Annotated in this window: 15 protein-coding genes; 14 read left to right on the top strand and 1 reads right to left on the bottom strand. The window is 65.5% G+C overall.

Features of this window, described 5'->3' with window-relative positions; translation table 11 throughout:
- The first annotated feature begins 247 nt into the window (after window positions 1-247).
- The 12 genes from HF877_RS15540 (at window position 248) to HF877_RS15595 (ending at window position 14476) form a co-directional block, all read left to right on the top strand.
- On the top strand, window positions 248-1285 hold the full coding sequence (locus HF877_RS15540; protein WP_206037179.1) for a Rieske 2Fe-2S domain-containing protein: 1038 nt from the start codon (window positions 248-250) through the stop codon (window positions 1283-1285).
- Entirely contained in the window at window positions 1282-2439 is a 1158-nt protein-coding gene (locus HF877_RS15545; RefSeq protein ID WP_169622088.1) for an acyl-CoA dehydrogenase family protein, read from the top strand. Before HF877_RS15540 ends, HF877_RS15545 begins: the two co-directional genes overlap by 4 nt.
- Window positions 2440-2448: 9 nt before the next feature.
- A complete protein-coding gene (locus HF877_RS15550; protein WP_169622089.1) occupies window positions 2449-3531 on the top strand; it encodes an acyl-CoA dehydrogenase family protein in 1083 nt (360 codons plus the stop codon).
- Window positions 3528-4331 (top strand): enoyl-CoA hydratase, encoded by an 804-nt coding sequence (locus tag HF877_RS15555; protein ID WP_169622090.1) that lies wholly within the window; start codon window positions 3528-3530, stop codon window positions 4329-4331. The genes HF877_RS15550 and HF877_RS15555 overlap by 4 nt, the downstream gene beginning before the upstream one ends.
- A complete protein-coding gene (locus HF877_RS15560; protein WP_169622091.1) occupies window positions 4328-5902 on the top strand; it encodes an AMP-binding protein in 1575 nt (524 codons plus the stop codon). Before HF877_RS15555 ends, HF877_RS15560 begins: the two co-directional genes overlap by 4 nt.
- Before the next feature lie 40 nt (window positions 5903-5942).
- Entirely contained in the window at window positions 5943-7841 is a 1899-nt protein-coding gene (locus HF877_RS15565; RefSeq protein ID WP_169622092.1) for an NAD(P)/FAD-dependent oxidoreductase, read from the top strand.
- Window positions 7842-8373: 532 nt separating this feature from the next.
- The gene (locus HF877_RS15570) at window positions 8374-9267 is read left to right on the top strand and encodes a cyclase family protein (protein WP_169622093.1); all 894 of its coding nucleotides are present in this window, start codon (window positions 8374-8376) and stop codon (window positions 9265-9267) included.
- A 29-nt stretch (window positions 9268-9296) separates the two neighbouring features.
- On the top strand, window positions 9297-9764 hold the full coding sequence (locus HF877_RS15575; RefSeq protein ID WP_169622094.1) for a VOC family protein: 468 nt from the start codon (window positions 9297-9299) through the stop codon (window positions 9762-9764).
- Window positions 9765-9878: 114 nt separating this feature from the next.
- Window positions 9879-11723: an NAD(P)/FAD-dependent oxidoreductase gene (locus HF877_RS15580; RefSeq protein ID WP_169622095.1), complete on the top strand. Its 1845-nt coding sequence runs from the start codon at window positions 9879-9881 to the stop codon at window positions 11721-11723.
- Between the two features lie 97 nt (window positions 11724-11820).
- The gene (locus HF877_RS15585) at window positions 11821-12615 is read left to right on the top strand and encodes a hypothetical protein (RefSeq protein ID WP_169622096.1); all 795 of its coding nucleotides are present in this window, start codon (window positions 11821-11823) and stop codon (window positions 12613-12615) included.
- The gene (locus HF877_RS15590; protein ID WP_206037180.1) at window positions 12615-13553 is read left to right on the top strand and encodes an NAD(P)-dependent oxidoreductase; all 939 of its coding nucleotides are present in this window, start codon (window positions 12615-12617) and stop codon (window positions 13551-13553) included. The genes HF877_RS15585 and HF877_RS15590 overlap by 1 nt, the downstream gene beginning before the upstream one ends.
- 32 nt (window positions 13554-13585) lie before the next feature.
- Window positions 13586-14476 (top strand): alpha/beta hydrolase, encoded by an 891-nt coding sequence (locus tag HF877_RS15595; protein ID WP_169622097.1) that lies wholly within the window; start codon window positions 13586-13588, stop codon window positions 14474-14476.
- Between the two features lie 100 nt (window positions 14477-14576).
- On the opposite strand, the gene HF877_RS15600 is transcribed toward HF877_RS15595, so the two are convergent.
- Window positions 14577-15269 (bottom strand): SDR family NAD(P)-dependent oxidoreductase, encoded by a 693-nt coding sequence (locus tag HF877_RS15600; protein ID WP_169622098.1) that lies wholly within the window; start codon window positions 15267-15269, stop codon window positions 14577-14579.
- Between the two features lie 213 nt (window positions 15270-15482).
- On the opposite strand from HF877_RS15600, the gene HF877_RS15605 reads away from it, so the two are divergent.
- Window positions 15483-16196, top strand: coding sequence for an alpha/beta fold hydrolase (locus tag HF877_RS15605; protein ID WP_346765189.1), 714 nt, complete (start codon window positions 15483-15485; stop codon window positions 16194-16196).
- A 139-nt stretch (window positions 16197-16335) separates the two neighbouring features.
- Entirely contained in the window at window positions 16336-18243 is a 1908-nt protein-coding gene (locus HF877_RS15610) for a 2-oxoacid:acceptor oxidoreductase subunit alpha (RefSeq protein WP_169622100.1), read from the top strand.

An 18243-nucleotide genomic window follows, 5' to 3' on the forward strand; every position in this document is an offset into this window, starting at 1 on the left:
AAAACCCCCGACCCGCGTCATGTTGTTGACGCATACGTAGCCAATGGCTACAGTGATGCCAGTCACGGAATGTGGTTGCAGTGACTCCCGTCATCCCGACGAGGGTCTTCGCCGGACGCCGGGCGAACGGGCGTGTGGACGCACGCCCGTTGATTGCGACCCGTGAAAACCCCTGTCGCGGAGCATCTTCTGCGCAGGTGACGAAAGTGCCTCTGTTACAACAGTTCAGGAGGATGAAGTGTCGCCCATGGCGTTATCGATGAAGCCGACGGGGTGGTTCCAGATCGGCTGGTCCGCCGACCTCGAGATCGGCGATGTGAAGCCGCTGCGCTACTTCGGTCAGGACCTCGTCGCTTACCGTGCCCAGAGCGGCCGCCTGGTGGTTCTGAACGCATACTGTGAGCACCTCGGCGCCCATATGGGCCACGGTGGCACAGTTTCCGGCGACGACATCCGATGCCCGTTCCACGGCTGGCAATGGAACCAGGAAGGCCGCAACACCTGCATTCCGTACCAGAAGGCTGCGAACCGAGTCCGCAAGATCGGTACCTGGTCTACGGCCGAAAGCGACGGGATCATGTATATCTGGCACGACGTCGACGGCCGCGAACCGCTGTACGAGGTGCCCAGCGTCTTCGACCTTTTTCCGGGTTGCGGTTCGGCGAACGATTACCACGAGCCGGCGGAGGCCGGCCGTTTCGAGTCGGCCGCGCTGCCGATCCACCCGCAGTACGCCGCCGAGAACGGCGTCGACTTCGCGCACTTCAAGTACGTCCACCGCGCCGACGAGATCCCTACGGTGGTACACCGCGAGTTCGGTGAGTACGACTTCAAAACCGAACTTGCCCTGCACTTCAAGCGTCGCGGCGCCGACGGCGAATTCGAACTCGTCGAGGGCCGGACCAGAGCGTCACTCCTCGGTCTGGGACTGGGCTACTCGTACGCAGACGGCGTCGGCGCCATCTGCTCCCTGACCGCGGTGACCCCTGTCGACGACGAGCGTTCGATCGTGCGCTTTTCCGCGTGGGCGAGCAAGGAGGACGGCCAGGACGACGCACGAGTGACGAAACGCCAGCGCAATGCGATCGGCCAGCTCGAGGCCGACATCGCTATCTGGGAACACCAGCGATACACCGAGCCGCCGGGCCTGGCGACCGCAGAGGCGGCAGGCTTCCGTGACATCCGCCAGTGGGCTCGCCGCTTCTACCCCGAGGGCCACCTCGGTTACGGCGCCGCCGAGCAGACCGCAGGCACCGACGAATTTCAGGCGGACAACGTCTCATGAGACCCACACTGACAGCGGAACACGAGGCTTGGCGGGCCGAGATCAGGGAGTTCCTCGACGCCGAACTGCCCCAGGGACACGCCTTCAACCCCGAGTTCGACGATGCACCCGATCAGTGGGCGATCGCCGTCGAATTCAGCAAGAAGGTCGCCGCCAAGGGGTGGATCGGTCTGACCTGGCCGAAGGAGTACGGAGGCAAGGAGCTGCCCCCGATCGCGAACCAGATCCTCCTCGAGGAGCTGTACGCGGCCGACGCGCCGATGGTCAATTCCGTCGGAATCTTCCTCGCCGCGGGCACGATCCTGGTGGGCGGCACCGAGGAGCAGAAGAAGCGTCTCCTGCCGGACATCGCGAACATGCGGACTCTCTGGGCCGAAGGGCTCACCGAGCCGGGAGCGGGCTCCGATCTCGGCTCCCTACGGACGAAAGCCGTCCGGGAGGGTGACGAGTGGGTCATCACCGGAGAGAAGGCGTTCACTTCCTGGGGGCCGATGTCCGACGTACTGTATGTGGCTGCCCGCACGGCGACCGACGCCGGCTCGCGTGATGCGATCAGCATCTTCGTGGTCGACCTGAAGAGTCCCGGCGTAACCCTCCATCCGATGCGCAACTACGGCGGTGGCGTCCAGTCCAGCACCTACCTCGATCACGTTCGAGTGCCGGAGACCTCGCTGATCGGTGAAGAAGGCAAGGGCTGGCAATACATCATGCGAGCTTTCTACGCCTCGGGGACCGTCGAACCGATCTACGCGATGCAAGAAGCACGTCTGCGCGATCTCATCGAGCACTGTAAGGCGGTCCCGGGCAAGCTCGACGACCCGCACGTGCAAGCCGACCTTGCCGAACTCGCAGGCATCGTCCAGACCCAGCGCCTGCTCGCCTACGAGATCATCGGCGACAATGCCCACGGTCGGCTGACCCCCTGGGGCGGCGGCGTCCAGCAGGTCGCGGCCAAGGAGTACGAGCCGCTGTTCGCTCAGATCTACGACCGAGTGCTCGGCCCGACCAGTCAACTGCAGTCGGGGTCGGCGTACGCCCCCCTCAGTGGAAGGCCTGAGGCGTGGTACCGGCAGTCCTTTGCCAACCACGCCGGAGGAACGTCCCAACTCAAGCGGATGGTGCTCGCGACGCGGGGCCTCGGCCTGCCCCGATAGGAGCTGAAGATGGAATTGGCATGGGGCGAGGACTTCACTGCCCTCGCAGATGTGAGCAAGTCGGTGTTCGCGCGGTACTCGCCGCTCGAAGACCGATCCAACACTGTTCCGTTGGTGGAACAGGTCGCGCAGTTCGCCGAACTCGGCTGGCTGCAACTCGGTGATCCGACCGGCGCCGACGCCGACAGTCCGTCACTTGCGACGATCGCCGGCATCTTTGTCGAGATGGGCAGGGCGCTGGCCGCCACCCCGCTGCTCGAGTTGACGATGTCCCGCGACGCCGCACTGGTCATCGGCACCGACGAGGCGACGAGCCTCGCCGAGCGGATCGGCAACGGCGAGGTCGTGGTGGTCCCGGTGTTCCCGTCCCCCGAATGGGGCTCGACGGTGACGTACGAGAACGGCGTGCTCAACGGAGTCGCGTTGGCCGTGGACCACGCCGACAGCGCCGACAGTTACCTCGTGTACGCAGCCGGTAGGGAAAGCGTTGTGGCTGTGGTGCAGCCGAGCTCGGTGGCCGGTGTCGAAGCGATGCCGAACATGGGTGGGCACCCCTTGTTCGCAGTGAGGTTCGACAGCACACCGGTCACCGACGCGGCGGTGCTGGCCCGCGGCCTCGACGCCGACCGCGCCGTCGAGGTCGCAGCGCAGCGCGGAGCGGTGCTGCGCGCCGCGCAGGTCTACGGTGCCGGATTGAAACTGCTGGACATGACCGTGCTGTACGCGCAGCAACGACACCAGTTCGGTGGACCGATCGGCCGATTCCAGGCGGTGCAATACCTGTGCACCGACATCGCGATCGCTGCGCACTTCACCTCGGTGCACACGCGGGCGGCCGCCGCCGCCCTCGACACCGGCCTCGATCCGCAGCCCCACATCGGTCTGATGTGTAAACAGGCGGCGAAAGCTGCACTGGAGATAGTCCACTCGGCGCACGAGGTCCACGCCGGCATCGGCTACATGGTCGAGTCGAATGTGCACCTGTTCACCGACGCCGCGAAGCGCTGGCAGTTCGACTTCGGCTCGGCCACACGCAACGACGCCGACATCGTCGCGGCCCTCGACCACATCTACACAGGGGCCGGCCGATGAGCTACATCGACTACCGGGTCGACGACGCCGTCGCCGTCATCAGTCTCAATCGACCGGACAAGCACAACGCCCAGGATGCGTCCCTGCTGCGTGACCTCGACGCCCGCTGGCAGCAGGCCGCCGCCGACGACGAGGTCAAGGTGATCGTCGTGCGCGCCAACGGCGATCACTTCTCCGCAGGCCATGACCTGAAGACCCCGGCCCCGGGGTACTTCAAGGAGGGCAAGACCACCCTCGAGAGCGCCTACGGCTGGGAGACCGAGCACTATCTCGGCTTTTCCCGCAAGTGGCGAGACGTCCCCAAGCCGTCGATCGCAGCTGTCCAGGGCGCCTGCGTCGCCGGTGCCCTCAACGTCATCTGGCCGTGCGATCTGATCATCGCGGCCGATAACACCTACTTCAGCGACCCGGTGGTCAAGTTCGGTGTCGGTGGCGTCGAATACCACGCGCACACCTGGGAACTCGGTGCTCGTCGTGCCAAGGAAATGCTGTTCACGGCCCGGAAGCTCACCGCGGCCGAAGCGTTCGCCGCCGGCATGGTGAACCGGGTGGTCCCGCTCGACGAACTCGGCACGCAGACCATGGAACTGGCGCGCGAGATCGCGGAGATGGATGCGTGGGGCCTGGCCACCGCCAAGCGCGCCGTCAACCAGACCCTCGACATCATGGGCCAGCAGGCCGCATTGCAATCGGCCTTCGACATCCACTGGCACGGACACGCGAACGCCCTGCTGCGCACCGGATACCCGCTCTTGACACCTGGTCCCCTTCCGTCGGATGCAAATAAGGAGAAGTCGTGAACTCGGACATCGCGCCGAACGACGCAGTCTCCCTGTGGGATCTGCTGGCCCTGCGAGCTGAGACCAGCGGTGAGACCGTCGCCGTCATCGACGAGTTCGATCGCCGCATGACTTTCACCGAGGTCGTCTCCATGGCCGAACGCGTCGCGGCCGGCCTGCTGGCCCGCGGGGTCGAACCCCGCTCCACGGTGAGCTGGCAACTGCCCACACGCATCGAGACCATCGTGCTCAGCCTGGCGCTGTCGCGTCTCGGCGTGACCCAGAACCCGATCATCCCGCTCTATCGGGCACGTGAGGTCGGGGCCATGATCGCCCAGTGCGAGTCGGATTGGCTCATCACCCTGGGGGAGTTCCGCGGTTTCGACCACGGGGCCATGGCCGAGGAATTGCGCGCGGCGAGCGGTGATCTCCTGAACCTGATGGTTGTCTCCTCGGAACTGCCCGACGGTGACCCGGCCAGTCTTCCTCCCGCGCCGGTCGGCCGCGACGAGGTGCGCTGGATCTACACCACTTCCGGTACTACCTCGGCACCCAAGGGCGTCTGTCACACGGACGGCACGCTCATCGCCGGCGGTGTCGCGCTGGCCGATGCGATCGGTGCGACCGCCGACGACACCGGCACCATCTTCTTCCCGTACGCACATATCGGTGGTCCCGATCTGCTGATCGCTTCGCTGGCCACCGGAATGTCGTTGGTGGTCATGGAGGTCTACGCGCCGGCTGCCGCAGTGGAGCTGATGCGCCGGACGGGGGTGACCATCACCGGCGGATCGACCCCGCACTACGCCCTGCTGCTCGAGGAGCAGCGGAAGAATCCGGGGAACCCGGTGGTTCCGACCCTGCGTATGGTGACCGGCGGGGGAGCGCCGATGCCGGAGAGTCTGTTCCGGGACGTGCTCGCCGAGATGGGCATTCCGATCCTGCATGCCTACGGCATGACCGAGTGTCCGATGATCACCTCGGCTCGGATGGACGACAGCGTCGAGCAGCTGGCCACCACCTCCGGCCGCCCGGTCCTGGGTTGCGAGATACAGATCCGCACCGAGGACGACGAAGTCTTGCCCACCGGCCGGGTCGGAAGGATATGGCTGCGCGGCCCGATGCTGTTCAAGGAGTACCGCACCGACGGCGAGATCATCCGTCCCTTCGATGCAGAGGGCTGGATGTTCACAGGTGACACCGGAAAGCTCGAGCCGGAGGGGCACCTGGTCCTGGTCGGCCGGGAGAAGGACCTGATCATCCGCAAGGGCGAGTCGATCAGCCCTACCGAGATCGAAGAGGTCCTCGCGGCCCATTCTGCCGTCGCCGACGTCGCCGTCATCGGCCTGCCCGACGACCGGTCGGGTGAGCGCATCTGTGCAGTTCTCCAACTGCAGGACGGCGCAGCGGCCCTCGACGTCGATACGCTCCGCACGTACTGCCGTGACGCCGGTATCTCGCCCGCGAAGTTTCCCGAGGACGTCGTGATCGTCTCGGAGATGCCGAAGACACCGACGATGAAGATCCGCAAGCAGCATCTCCGGCAATTCGTCATCGACCAGCGGGCCCTGTCCGGCGCGGCTGACGAGTGACACGCCCCCCGTGCCCCCCGAATCGAGAATTGGAACAACCATGCCAGGACGTAGCTACATAGAGCGCGCCGTCGAATGCGCCGACACGAATGCGTTGCGGATGGCGCTGTACCAGGCGACCCGTGACGCGGAGATCGCCGCGATCACCCCCGAACGTGTCTTCGGCCCGACGACGGACGCCATCGTGTTCTCCGACCACGATGTCGCACTCATCCGAGCGAAAGCCGTCGACTACCTGCTCACCGAACCCTACGAACCCGCACTGCCCATCCCGTCGCGCGACGAAGTCGTCGAGTTGCTCGAGATGGCCGAAGCCCGCGAACTGGGGCCCGACGACCTGATCATGCGCCACCACATCCCGGCCTTCGAGGACATGCCATTCCAGGCACAGTGGACCGGGGAGAAGACGATCCCGGAGGGTTACCACGTCGCGATCGTCGGTGCCGGGTTTGCCGGTGTCGCCATGGGGGTGCAGCTCGTGCAGCTCGGCATCCCGTTCACGATCTACGAGCGTCGCGCCGAGGTCGGCGGGGTGTGGAGCATCAACACCTACCCGGACGTCCGTGTCGACACGCTGAGCTTCACCTACGAGTACGCGTTCGAAAAGAAGTATCCGTGGACCGAGTACTTCGGCCGGCAGTCGGATGTCCGAGAGTACATCGACCACGTAGCGCGCAAATATGGCGTCTACGAACATATCCGGTTCGACGCCGACGTTCAGGAAGCCCGTTTCGACGAAACCACCCAGTGCTGGACGATGACCGTGCGGGGCGAGGACTCGGTCGCGGAGGTCGAAGCGAACGTGGTGGTCGCCGCGAGCGGTGTCTTCGCGACACCGCGTGAGCTGTCGGTGGAGGGTGTTTCCGGATTCACCGGCCGGATTGTGCACACCGCCCAGTGGAGCGAGGATGTCGAGTACGCCGGCAAGAAGGTCGCCGTCATCGGTAACGGATCAACCGGAGTCCAGCTCCTGTCGAAGGTGGCCGAGAAGGCCGACTCGGTAGTGGTGTACCAGCGGACGCCGCAGTGGATCTCGCCGCGCACCAACTACGGCGTGCCGATCGCCGATGAACTGCAGTGGCTGATCCAGAACATGCCCTTCTACTGGAACTGGAACAAGTACGTTGCCGGACTGAGCACGATCGATCTGCGTAATGTGCTCATGCCCGACGAGGAGTGGATCGCCGGGGGCGGTCACATCAGCGAGCGCAACGACATGCTGCGCGAGATGCTTATCGCCTACATCTCGAACCAGGTCGACGGCCGCCAGGACCTCATCGACAAGCTTGTCCCGGACTACCCGCCGATGACGCGGCGCCCGGTGGTCGACAACAACTGGTACGCCTCGTTGACGAGGAACAATGTCGAACTCGTCACGACGCCGATCGAGCGGATGACCGATACCGCGATCGTCACCACCGAGGGGGAGACCCGCGAGACGGATCTGGTCATCGCTGCGGTCGGCTTCCAGACCGAAAAGTACATCTGGCCGACGCAGTACTACGGCCTCGGCGGAGCAAGCCTCGAGGACGTCTGGACCGCGCAGGGCGCTCAGGCGCATCTCGGCATGACCGTGCCCGGATTCCCCAACATGTTCATGCTGTACGGCCCCAACTCGCAGCCGGTGGCGAGCGGAGCGGGACTGCCCACGTGGTTCGAGATCTGGACTCGCTACATCGCCGAATGCATCGTCGGCATGCTCGAGAAGGGCCGGAAGTCGATGGTCATCCGCAGGGACGCCTTCGACGAGTACAACGAGCAGTTGCACGAGGAAGCCAAGAAACTCATCTACCTCATGCCGAACTCTGCGATGGAGAAGAACTACTACGTCAACGAGTTCGGCCGGCTGCAGATGAATGCACCGTGGAACGGTGAGCAGTACTACGAACTGTGCAAGAGCCCGGACGAGTCGCACTTCGACTTCACCGAAGCGCAGTAGTACGTTTCGTTCGCTCACGCGGTGACAGGGGCGTGGGGCGGGAACGATGAAAAGAGAAGCAGGACAACGGAGTTGCGGCGGGATGGTGTTCGGTCTTCGGGCACGAACATGACCTCGCCCACGGATCGGAATCCGTCTTCATCGGGGAACGGATCTTCCGTCTCCCGACTGGTTGACGCTGCGGTCGACGTCGAGCTCTGTCGGTCTGCATCCGGCTGCTCACGCGGATCCGGAATTGCCAATGGGAGCTTCCCGGCTCCGTGGAGACGACACTTAAACATTCACCCGCCGTCGCTATTTCGCGGATTTTCGATACGGGCCGGAATGCCTGTGTGAGCAGAATCGAGTGGAACCGAATCGAAACCAGGATGTTGACGCGAACGTAGCCGATGGCTACAGTGAGTCCGGTCACAAGGCGGACGGTAAATGTCGTGGCTCACGGATTCGATTCGCACTCGTTGTCCGGCATGTCCCCGAAACCGACCGACAACCACCCCGAACCTCGCTACGAGGACACGATGTTGAGGAGTCGATGTTGAGCACGCGTAAGTCGAACTGGGGCCGTTGGGGCGAGTCGGATGAGTTGGGCGCTCTCAATCACCTCACGCCGGAGCGGGTCCTCGCCGCCCTCAGGCTTCCCAAGACGGGCAAGACCTACAGTCTCAGCATTCCGATCCAGCGGTCCGGGGTGCCGAACCTCGAATACCGCGGCATCCCACAGCGACTCACCCTGACCAATCATCAGGACGAGGCGATGGCCCGCGCCAACGGTGGCGCGCCCGGAGTCGGCGCCAACGAGGACCAACTCGTCATGCCGTCGCACACCTCGACGCACATGGACGCACTGTGTCACGTGTACGCAGACAACAAGATCTATAACGGCTACCCCGCCGACCAGGTCACCCCGTACTCGGGTGCTGCCAAGTGCAGCATCGACAAGGTCGGCGGAATCGCCGGCCGCGGCGTCCTCATCGACGTCGCAGCCTCCAAGGGTGTCGACCTGCTCGAACCGGGCTACGTCATCACCGTGGCCGATCTGCAGAAGGCACTGGACGAGCAGGGTATCGAACTGCAGACGGGCGACCTGGTACTCATCCGTACGGGATGGCTCGAGGACTACTTGGCCAACCAAGGCGAGATGATGCCGCAACCGGGCGTCGGTCTCGAAGCGGCCGCCTTCCTCGCGGAGAAGGACGTTGCGCTGGTCGGCTCCGACAACGCCGCAATCGAACCCATCCCGTTCGATCAGAACGTTTACCTCGGTGGGCACATCATCCTGCTCGTCGAGCACGGTATCTACCTGGTCGAGAACATGAACCTTGCAGAACTGGCAGCCGACCGGTGCTACGAGTTCCTGCTGACCATCGGCGCATTGAAGATCACGGGCGCCACCGCGAGCCCGGTAACCCCGGTCGCCGTCGGCTGACGAACCTCTCACACGACAAGGACCTCCGGATGACCGAGAACACCGAGGCGGCCGTGCACACGTACCGCACCTCGCACGTCGGACTGTGTGTTTCCGACCTCGCCAAGAGTCTTCGCTTCTACTGCGACGGACTGGGTTTCGTCAAGATCATGGAATACGATATCGACGAGCAGATCCCCGAGGTCGACGCGCCGTGCAGCCTCACCTCGTCTTTTTTGGAGAAGGACGGCCTGCGCATCGAGCTGCTCTCCTACCGGCAGCCCGGCGTGATCGGGACCCCGCCCACACGCCGCAACCATCTGGGCATGACCCACCTGTCGTTCTTCGCCGAGGACATCGACGCCGCAGCCGACGCGCTGTGTGAATTCGGCGGCGTCCTGGTGCCGCAGACCCGCGCAGGTGCGGGCGATCCGACCGCCCCGCAGTTCGTGTTCGTGGCCGACCCCGACGGTAACCGAGTCGAGCTCATGCACATCCCCGCCGGCACCCCCTGGTGACGGGATCTGCGCCGGATTACAGCTTCCCCCGATAGATCGCTGAGTGCGTCACGGCGACCGATCCCACCGTCGCCGGATCGCACATGCCGACGCAGTGACGACCAAAGGACTTTCATGACCGCCCCCGACAAGACAGCACGCGATCCACACCTCTGGGAACCCCAGCGCAAGGTCGACGACCTCGAATGGTTCCGCCAGAAATACGCGGAAGAGCGCGACAAGCGCCTGCCGAACACCGGTGCCGACACCTTCCAGGCCATCGATTTCGACGGCAAGTTCGCCTCGTTCGACGCCGATCCACACGCGGACGGCCCCCGCACCGCACCCCCTGAGACCGCTGATCTCGACATGCTCGTCATCGGCGCCGGCTTCATGGGCATCAGTACCGGCATCGAGCTCAAGAAGGTCGGTGTCACGAACTTCAAAATCCTCGATGTCGCAAGCGATTTCGGCGGTACTTGGTACTGGAACCGTTACCCGGGTGTGCGCTGCGACATCGAGTCGTACATCTACCTGCCGTACCTCGAAGAGACCGGTTACATCCCGACGGAGCGGTACACCCGCGGCAGCGAGATCTTCGCCTACACCCAGTCCCTCTGCTCGCAGTTCGGCCTGTACGAGCACGCCCTGTTCCAGACGCGGGTCACCGAGATGGAGTGGGACGAAGACTCGGCGCGGTGGACGGTACGCACCGACGGCGGCGATGTGTTCCGTGCCCGGTTCGTCTCGACCCAGAGCGGTCTGTTCAGCCGCCCCCAGCTGCCCGGCATCCCGGGGCTCGAGAAGTTCGCCGGCCACAGCTTCCACACGAGCCGCTGGGACTATGAGTACACGGGCGGTGACATCACCGGGAATCTGACCGGGTTGCACGACAAGCGTGTGGCCATCATCGGAACCGGTGCCACAGGCGTGCAGGCTATTCCGCAGCTCGCCGAGTATGCGAAGTCGCTGGTCGTCTTCCAGCGCACGCCTACTCAGATTGCGCCCCGCGAGAACGCTCCGACCGATGTCGAATGGTTCAAGTCCCTGCCCGAAGGGTGGCATCGTGAGCGCCGCGCATCCTTCGACAAGTGCGCGATGGATCGTGCCACCGCCGACTGCGATGTCGACGACGGTTGGATCAAGTTCGCGAAGTACCAAATGCGCGCGATCTACGGGGCCGGCGGCGCGGAACCGACCCTCGAGCAGTACATGGACGCGATGGAGCGCTCGGACTACGAGTGGAACGAGATGCTGCGAGACCGCGTCGACGCCATCATCACCGACCCGGCCAAGGCCGACAAGCTCAAGACCTACTACCGCACCATGTGCAAGCGGCCCGGCTTCAGCGACGACTTCCTGCCTGCCTTCAACAAGGAGTCCGTCGACATCGTCGACACGTCCACCACACCGATCGACCGGATCACCGAGAAGGGCATCGTCGTCGGTGACCGAGAGTACGAAGTCGACCTCATCATCTACGCGACCGGCTTCCAGCAGGGACGCACCTGGACCGACAAGGCGGGTTACGACGTGCTGGGCCGCAACGGCAACCGGCTGTCGAAGAAGTTCGCCGAGGGCGTCAGCACCTACCACGGCTTCCTCAGCAAGGACTTCCCGAACCTGTTCTTCCTGGGCTTCACCCAGTCGACGCAGGTATCGAACATCTCGAACCTCATCGACAACCAGGCCCGGCACATGGTCTACATGGTCGGCAAGTGCTTGAACGAGGGCATCCGGGCGATCGAACCCACCGCCGAGGCGGAAGCCGGATGGAACGCGACCATCGCCGAGCACGCAGAGATGCGGCGCGACTGGAACACCTCGTGCACCCCGGGCCACTACAACAACGAGGGCCGCGTCGACGACAAGCGCAGCACGCTCGTCGGCGGCTTGTACGGACCGGGCTACGAGTACTTCGACCTTCTCCGCAAGTGGCGTGAGGACGACGAGTTCGAAGGCATCGCCGCGATTCGCTGACTCACCCGGACGTCGCCCACAGGAATTGTTCCGGGACCGCGCGCAGCCGATGTAACGGCTGCGCGCGTGTCCGTGCCAGAAAACGAAGGAGAGAGTAATGACGTTGACTCCGGTGAGACTCGGCCAAGCGCTGTTCACCATGGTGGACCCGGCGCGCGGTCACGAGGTCGCATACAACCGCTGGTACGAGCGCGACCACCGCTACTCGGGTTGCATGATCGGTCCCGGCTGGTTCGCCGGTAGCCGCTGGGTGGCGCCGAAGTGGCTCAAGGACCTGCGCTTCCCGGAGACCGGCCCGGTCGCGACCAAGACCGAGGATGGCTCGTACCTCGCGATCTACTGGGTGCACGAACCGGAGATCGAGGAAGCCGAAGCCTGGGCGCGTACCCAGGTAGGCGAGTTGTACGCTGCGGGACGCGGTTTCGCCGAGCGTGAGCACGTGCACACCGGCCAGTATCTGCCGGACTCGAACATCTCGGCACACGAGGACGGCGTTCCTCTCGAACTCGCGCTCGACCACAACTACCGCGGACTCGTCACCGTCATGATCGAGCCGGCCGAGGGCGTTGCCCGCGATGCCGCCCTCGAGATCATCAACAGCAGCCCGGTCGAGAAGCTCCTTGCCACCGGCACGGTCGATCTCGTGAGCAACTGGCGGATGAAGCCCTGGCCCGCCGATCACAACGTGCCGATGAAGATGGGCAACGACGGCGGATCCACCGAGCGCATCCTTCAGATGTGCTTCCTCGAGGGCGATCCCGCCGAGAGCTGGCAGCACATCGTCGACTACGCCGCGAACATCGAGAGCTCGGGCGCGGGTCGCGTCACCTTCGCCTCACCGTTCATCCCGACCGAGATCGGTACGGACAAGTACACCGACGAACTGTGGTGATGCCCGTGTTGAGCGGCGAGAAGATTCTGGTGACCGGGGTGACCGGTCAGATCGCTTTCCCGATCGCACGGATGCTGGCGGCAGAGAACGAGGTGTGGGGGCTGGCGCGGTACAGCCGCCCCGATGCCCGGCAGCGGGTGAGCGAAGCGGGAATAGTCCCGGTCGCGTGTGATCTCGGCAGCGGCGACTTCGACGGTGTCCCGACGGATTTCACGTACGTCGTACACCTGGCGGCGAGTCTGGCTCCGGGATGGGACTACGACGCCGCGATCCGCGCCAACGCGGAAGGCACCGGGCTTCTCTTGCAGCACTGCCGATCCGCCAAGGGTGCCCTCGTGATGTCGACCCATTCGGTCTACCGCCCGCAGGACGACCCCATGTACGTGTTCACCGAGCAGTCGCCACTGGGAGAGTGCAACAGCACCCACACCCCGACCTACTCGATGTCGAAGATCAGCCAGGAAGCCACCGCTCGGTTCGCCGCCCGCGCCTTCGGCATTCCGGTCACGATCGCTCGGATGAACGCCTCGTACGGTCCCAACGGTGGACTGCCTGCTATGCACATCGACGCCCTCGTCGAAGGCCGGTCGATCACCACGCGATGGGATCCGTGCATGTACAGCCCGATCTACGAAGACGACATCAACATGCAGGTCGGCGCCCTCCTCGAAGCAGCGTCCACGCCGGCACTCATCGTCAACTGGGGCGGCGACGATCCGGTCAGTGTCCAGGAGTGGGCGGCGTATGCCGGTGAGCTGATGGGCCTCGACCAGACCGTCGACGTGGTCCCTATCGAGGGGACGCTGCGCGGATCGATCGCGGACACGACGCGGCGCGCATCCATTACCGGACCGTGCACGGTGGATTGGCGTGAAGGCATCCGTCGGACGATTGCCACTCGCCATCCGGGCAGGCTCGTCGAGCCCGCCCGCTCGTGAGCATCACTTCGTAATCAGCATTGGGAGACGATATGCCGACGACAGTGCACAAGTCGCTGCCCGCGGAACGGACGGGCACACCGGCGAGTCCGGGATTGCGGGAACGCCGCACGAAGTTCGCCGCGACCGAGATCGACCCCGCGCTGGGGGTCGCGGCGGGCGACGCGGACTTCGCGGGTGTGCCGTGCCGGACCATTCGGGCCGGTGACCGGGCCACCATCCTCTACCTGCACGGGGGCGGCTACCGGATGGGTAGTCCGGAGGCATACAACGCCTATGCTGCGGCGCTGGCGGTGGGCGCCGAGGCGACGGTTGTCCTGCCGCGCTACCGGCTCGCACCGGAGAATCCGTTCCCGGCCGGACTGCGTGATGCCCTCGCGGTCTACGAGCAGCTCGCATCCGCCGCGGAGGGACCGATCATCCTCGGCGGTGACTCGGCGGGCGCCGGTCTCGCCGCCGCGGTGATCGTCGCGTCGAGGACGAGCGACGTGCGCCGCCCCGACGGGTTGATGCTGCTGTCGCCCTGGCTCGACCTGCACTGCTCGTCACCGTTCTACGAAACGGCACCCGACGTCTTCTTCCCGTTGGCGACGGCGGCGTCGGCGCGGGACGACTATCTGCAGGGCGCCCCCGCCAGCGACCCGCTGGTCTCGCCGTTGCTGGCCGACCACACCGGTTTCCCACCCACCCTGATCCAGGTCGGCGGCAACGAGGCACTGGTCGGTGATGCGCTCGGGCTGGCCGAATCGCTCGCGAACGCGAACGTCACCTGCACACTGGAAGTAGTAGCGGATCAGGGGCACACATGGCCGCTGATTTATCCCGGTCACAGCGTCTCAGTCGCATCGATCGAGTCGTGTGCCCGGTTCGTCCGGTCGCGTGCAACGAACGGTCGACGTACGGGTGGCAACGAAACGCGATAAGCGATGCTGCTCCTCGCGGCCGAGGTGAGTGCGCCCGCATCACCGGAACCGCAATGTCGGTCGATGCCGGTGCGCGGCACGCGTCACGGGCTGAGCGCGGTCAGCCGACGTTCGTGACGGGGATCAGCGCACCCGTGACGGGCGAACCCGCGTCGGAGATCAGGAACTCGATCACCTTGGCGACGTCGGCCGGCTGCGACCACTTGCTGGTATCGGCGTCGGGCATCGCGGCGCGGTTGGCGGGTGTGTCGATCACGACGGGCAGCAAGGCGTTGACCCGGATGTGGTCTTCGCGGTACTCGAGTGCCATCGTCTCGACGAGAGCGGAGACGGCGGCCTTCGACGCGATGTAGGACGCGCCGCCCGGGAACGGGCTGCGCGTCGCGGCGGTGGAGATGCAGACGATCGATCCACCGCCGCGACGGATCAGGTGGGGCAGCGCTGCCTGGCTGACGGCGTACGCGGTCCGCAGGTTGAGGTCGAGCTGGGAGTCGAGGACCTCGATGGGTGTCTCGTGGACCTTCGGACCCGAGGCGAATCCACCGACGAGGTTGACGACGCCGAACAGCGGCGCGTCCGGATCTTCCCCGGCCACCGCCAGCGCATCTTCGAGTTGCTGGTCGTCGGTGAGGTTCGCCTGCACGAGATGCAGGTTGGGGTGGGTACCGACGCGGCTGAGTTCTTCGCGCACGAGCCAGGGCACCACCACTCGCCACCCGGTATCGAGCAGGTGTTTCGTCACGGCTGCTCCGAGACCGCCGGTGCCGCCACTGACCAATACGGTGCGAGTCATGCCACCGCCCCTTCCTGACAGGTTCGCTCGGTCGCCATGAGGCTCCGAAGTACTCTCGGCATCGGTCGCCGAGGTGATGAGAGCCACACTATCGCAAACGGAAATGGAATTCTCCAAATTTTTCCGGCGAATGGGATCGGCATCGGCCCGGCCCCCGTACGAAGATCGTCACGGGCCGGAGTTCCGGCCCGACCGCCACGAAGGGACCCACCCGTGACCGACATCGAAGCGAACTTCCTCCACGTCGGAGAACTGCGCGCCTACCTGGCCCGTCCCGCCGGAGGCAGCACCGGCGCGATGCTGCTCCTGCCGATGATCACCGGTATCGGCGCCCAGGTCCGCGAATACGCCGAGGACATCGCGCGCGCCGGGGCCACGGCGCTCGTGTGGGACCCGTGGCACGGGCCGAGCGCCGACGACACCCCGCACGACCGGCTCGCCGAGATGATGGGCCGACTCGACGACGAGGCGTCCCTCGCCGAGATGGGAACGCTGCTGGACTATGCCGTCGACGAGCTGGGCGTGTCGAAGATCGGCGTGATCGGGTGGTGCCTCGGGGGACGCCTCGCGCTGCTCCTCGCCGCACGCGACGAGCGGCCCGCCGCTGTGGTCGCGTACCACCCCTCCATCTGGGACTCGGCTCCGCCGAACCACACCCTCGATGCGGTCGACCAGGCCTCGACGATCACCGCGCCGGTCATGGTGCTGCACGCCGGCGCCGACACCGTGATGTCCGCAGAGATCTTCCGCGACCTGCAGCAGGCGCTCCAGCAGCGCCGAACCGGGGCAACCATCATCCATGTCTATCCCGGTGCCGAACACGGCTTCAGCGTGCGGTCACGGCACGGCAATCAGGTCAATGCGGACGCCTACGCGCTCTCCTGGCCGCAGGTACTGCGCTTCGTCGCCGATACCACGCTCGGCTGAGCCGCGCGGTCGGCCGACGCACGGTTCGGGGCGGCACGGACGAGAAAGTTCCGGGAACGGGTTGCGGAAATGCGCCGGAGGACGACCATGGAGCACACCCGACCCCCAGCGCACGCCGGGGGAAGAAGGAGCCGACCGTATGACGTCGAGACCGACCGCGAGGAAGTTGGAACAAGTCGTCATCCGCATAGCGGGTGACTCCGGCGACGGGATGCAACTCGCCGGTGACAGATTCACCGCCGAGGCCGCCGCGTTCGGCAACGACCTCGCCACCCAGCCCAACTTCCCCGCCGAGATTCGCGCACCCCAGGGCACACTGCACGGCGTCTCGAGCTTCCAGATCCAGATCGCCGACTACGACGTCCTCACCGCGGGGGACCGGCCCGACGTGCTCGTCGCGATGAATCCGGCTGCCCTGAAGTCCAACCTCGGCGACCTGCCTGCGGGTGGGATCCTCATCGTCAACAGCGACGAGTTCACCAGGCGCAATCTGAGCAAGGTCGGCTACGACGCCAACCCGCTCGAGACCGACCTCGTCGAGCCGTTCGTGGTTCACGCGATCCCCATGAGCACCCTCACCGCGGGCGCGGTCGAGCCGTCCGGTGTGGGGAAGAAGGACGCCCACCGCGCCAAGAACATGTTCGCGCTCGGAGTGTTGTCGTGGATGTACGGGCGTCCACTGGCCCCCGTCGAGGACTTCCTCGAGCGCAAGTTCGCCGCGAAGCCGGACATCGCGCAGGCCAATGTCCTGGCGCTGCGCGCGGGATGGAACTACGGCGAGACCACCGAGGCGTTCGCCACCACCTACGAGGTGGGCAAAGCCGCGTTACCGCCCGGGCGATACCGGCAGATCACCGGAAACACCGCGCTTGCGTACGGCCTCGTCTCGGCCGGACGGTCCGCGGGGATGGACGTGTTCCTCGGGACCTATCCGATCACCCCGGCGTCCGACATCCTGCACGAACTGAGCAAACTCAAGCGGTTCGGTGTGCACACCTTCCAGGCCGAGGACGAGATCGCGGGGATCGGTGCTGCGATCGGTGCGTCGTACGGCGGTTCCCTCGGGGTGACGAGTACGTCGGGACCGGGTCTTGCTCTGAAGTCGGAAGCCATCGGACTGGCCGTGATGACCGAACTGCCGTTGATCGTCATCGACGTGCAGCGCGGTGGGCCCTCGACGGGCCTGCCCACCAAGACCGAGCAGGCCGACCTGCTCCAGGCGCTGTTCGGCCGCAACGGGGAATCCCCGGTCGCCGTCGTTGCGCCGCAGTCCCCGTCCGACTGCTTCGAGGCGGCACGGGAAGCAGCGCGCATCGCCGTCACCTACCGGACACCGGTGCTGCTGCTGTCCGACGGCGCCATCGCGAACGGGTCCGAGCCGTGGCGCATTCCCGACGCCGCGGACCTCCCCGCGATCGAACCCGGATTTGCGACACCGCCGGGGGAGGAAGGCGCCGGTCATCTGCCCTACGCACGGGATCCGGAGACACTTGCCCGAGACTGGGCGATCCCGGGTACCCCGGGGCGGGAACACCGCATCGGCGGTCTCGAGAAGGCCAACGGCACCGGCGACATCTCGTACCACCACACCAATCACGAACTGATGACCCGGGTTCGGGTCGCCCGCATCGCGGGTATCGCCGTACCCGATCTCGAGGTCGACGATCCTGGTGACGACGCGGACATCCTGGTCCTCGGCTGGGGTTCGTCGTACGGACCTCTCGGGGAGGCCGTCCGCCGGGCACGTCGCGGGGGCCGTCCGGTCGCGCGGGCACACCTTCGTCATCTCAACCCGATGCCCGCGAACCTCGGTGACGTGCTCGCCCGGTACCGGCGGGTACTGGTACCGGAGATGAACCTCGGTCAGCTGTCCATGTTGCTTCGGGCACGGTACGACGCGGACATCCAGCCGGTGACCAAAGTTGCCGGCATGGCGTTCCTCGCCGACGAACTCCACGAGGCGCTGCTCGACGAGTTCGAGGACGGACTGCGCAGCGCCGAATCCGCAAAGACCCCAGCCGCGGTGGCGGCAGCCGTGACACGCTGA

The organism is Rhodococcus sp. BL-253-APC-6A1W, from assembly GCF_012843405.1.
Taxonomy (GTDB): Bacteria; Actinomycetota; Actinomycetes; order Mycobacteriales; family Mycobacteriaceae; genus Rhodococcus.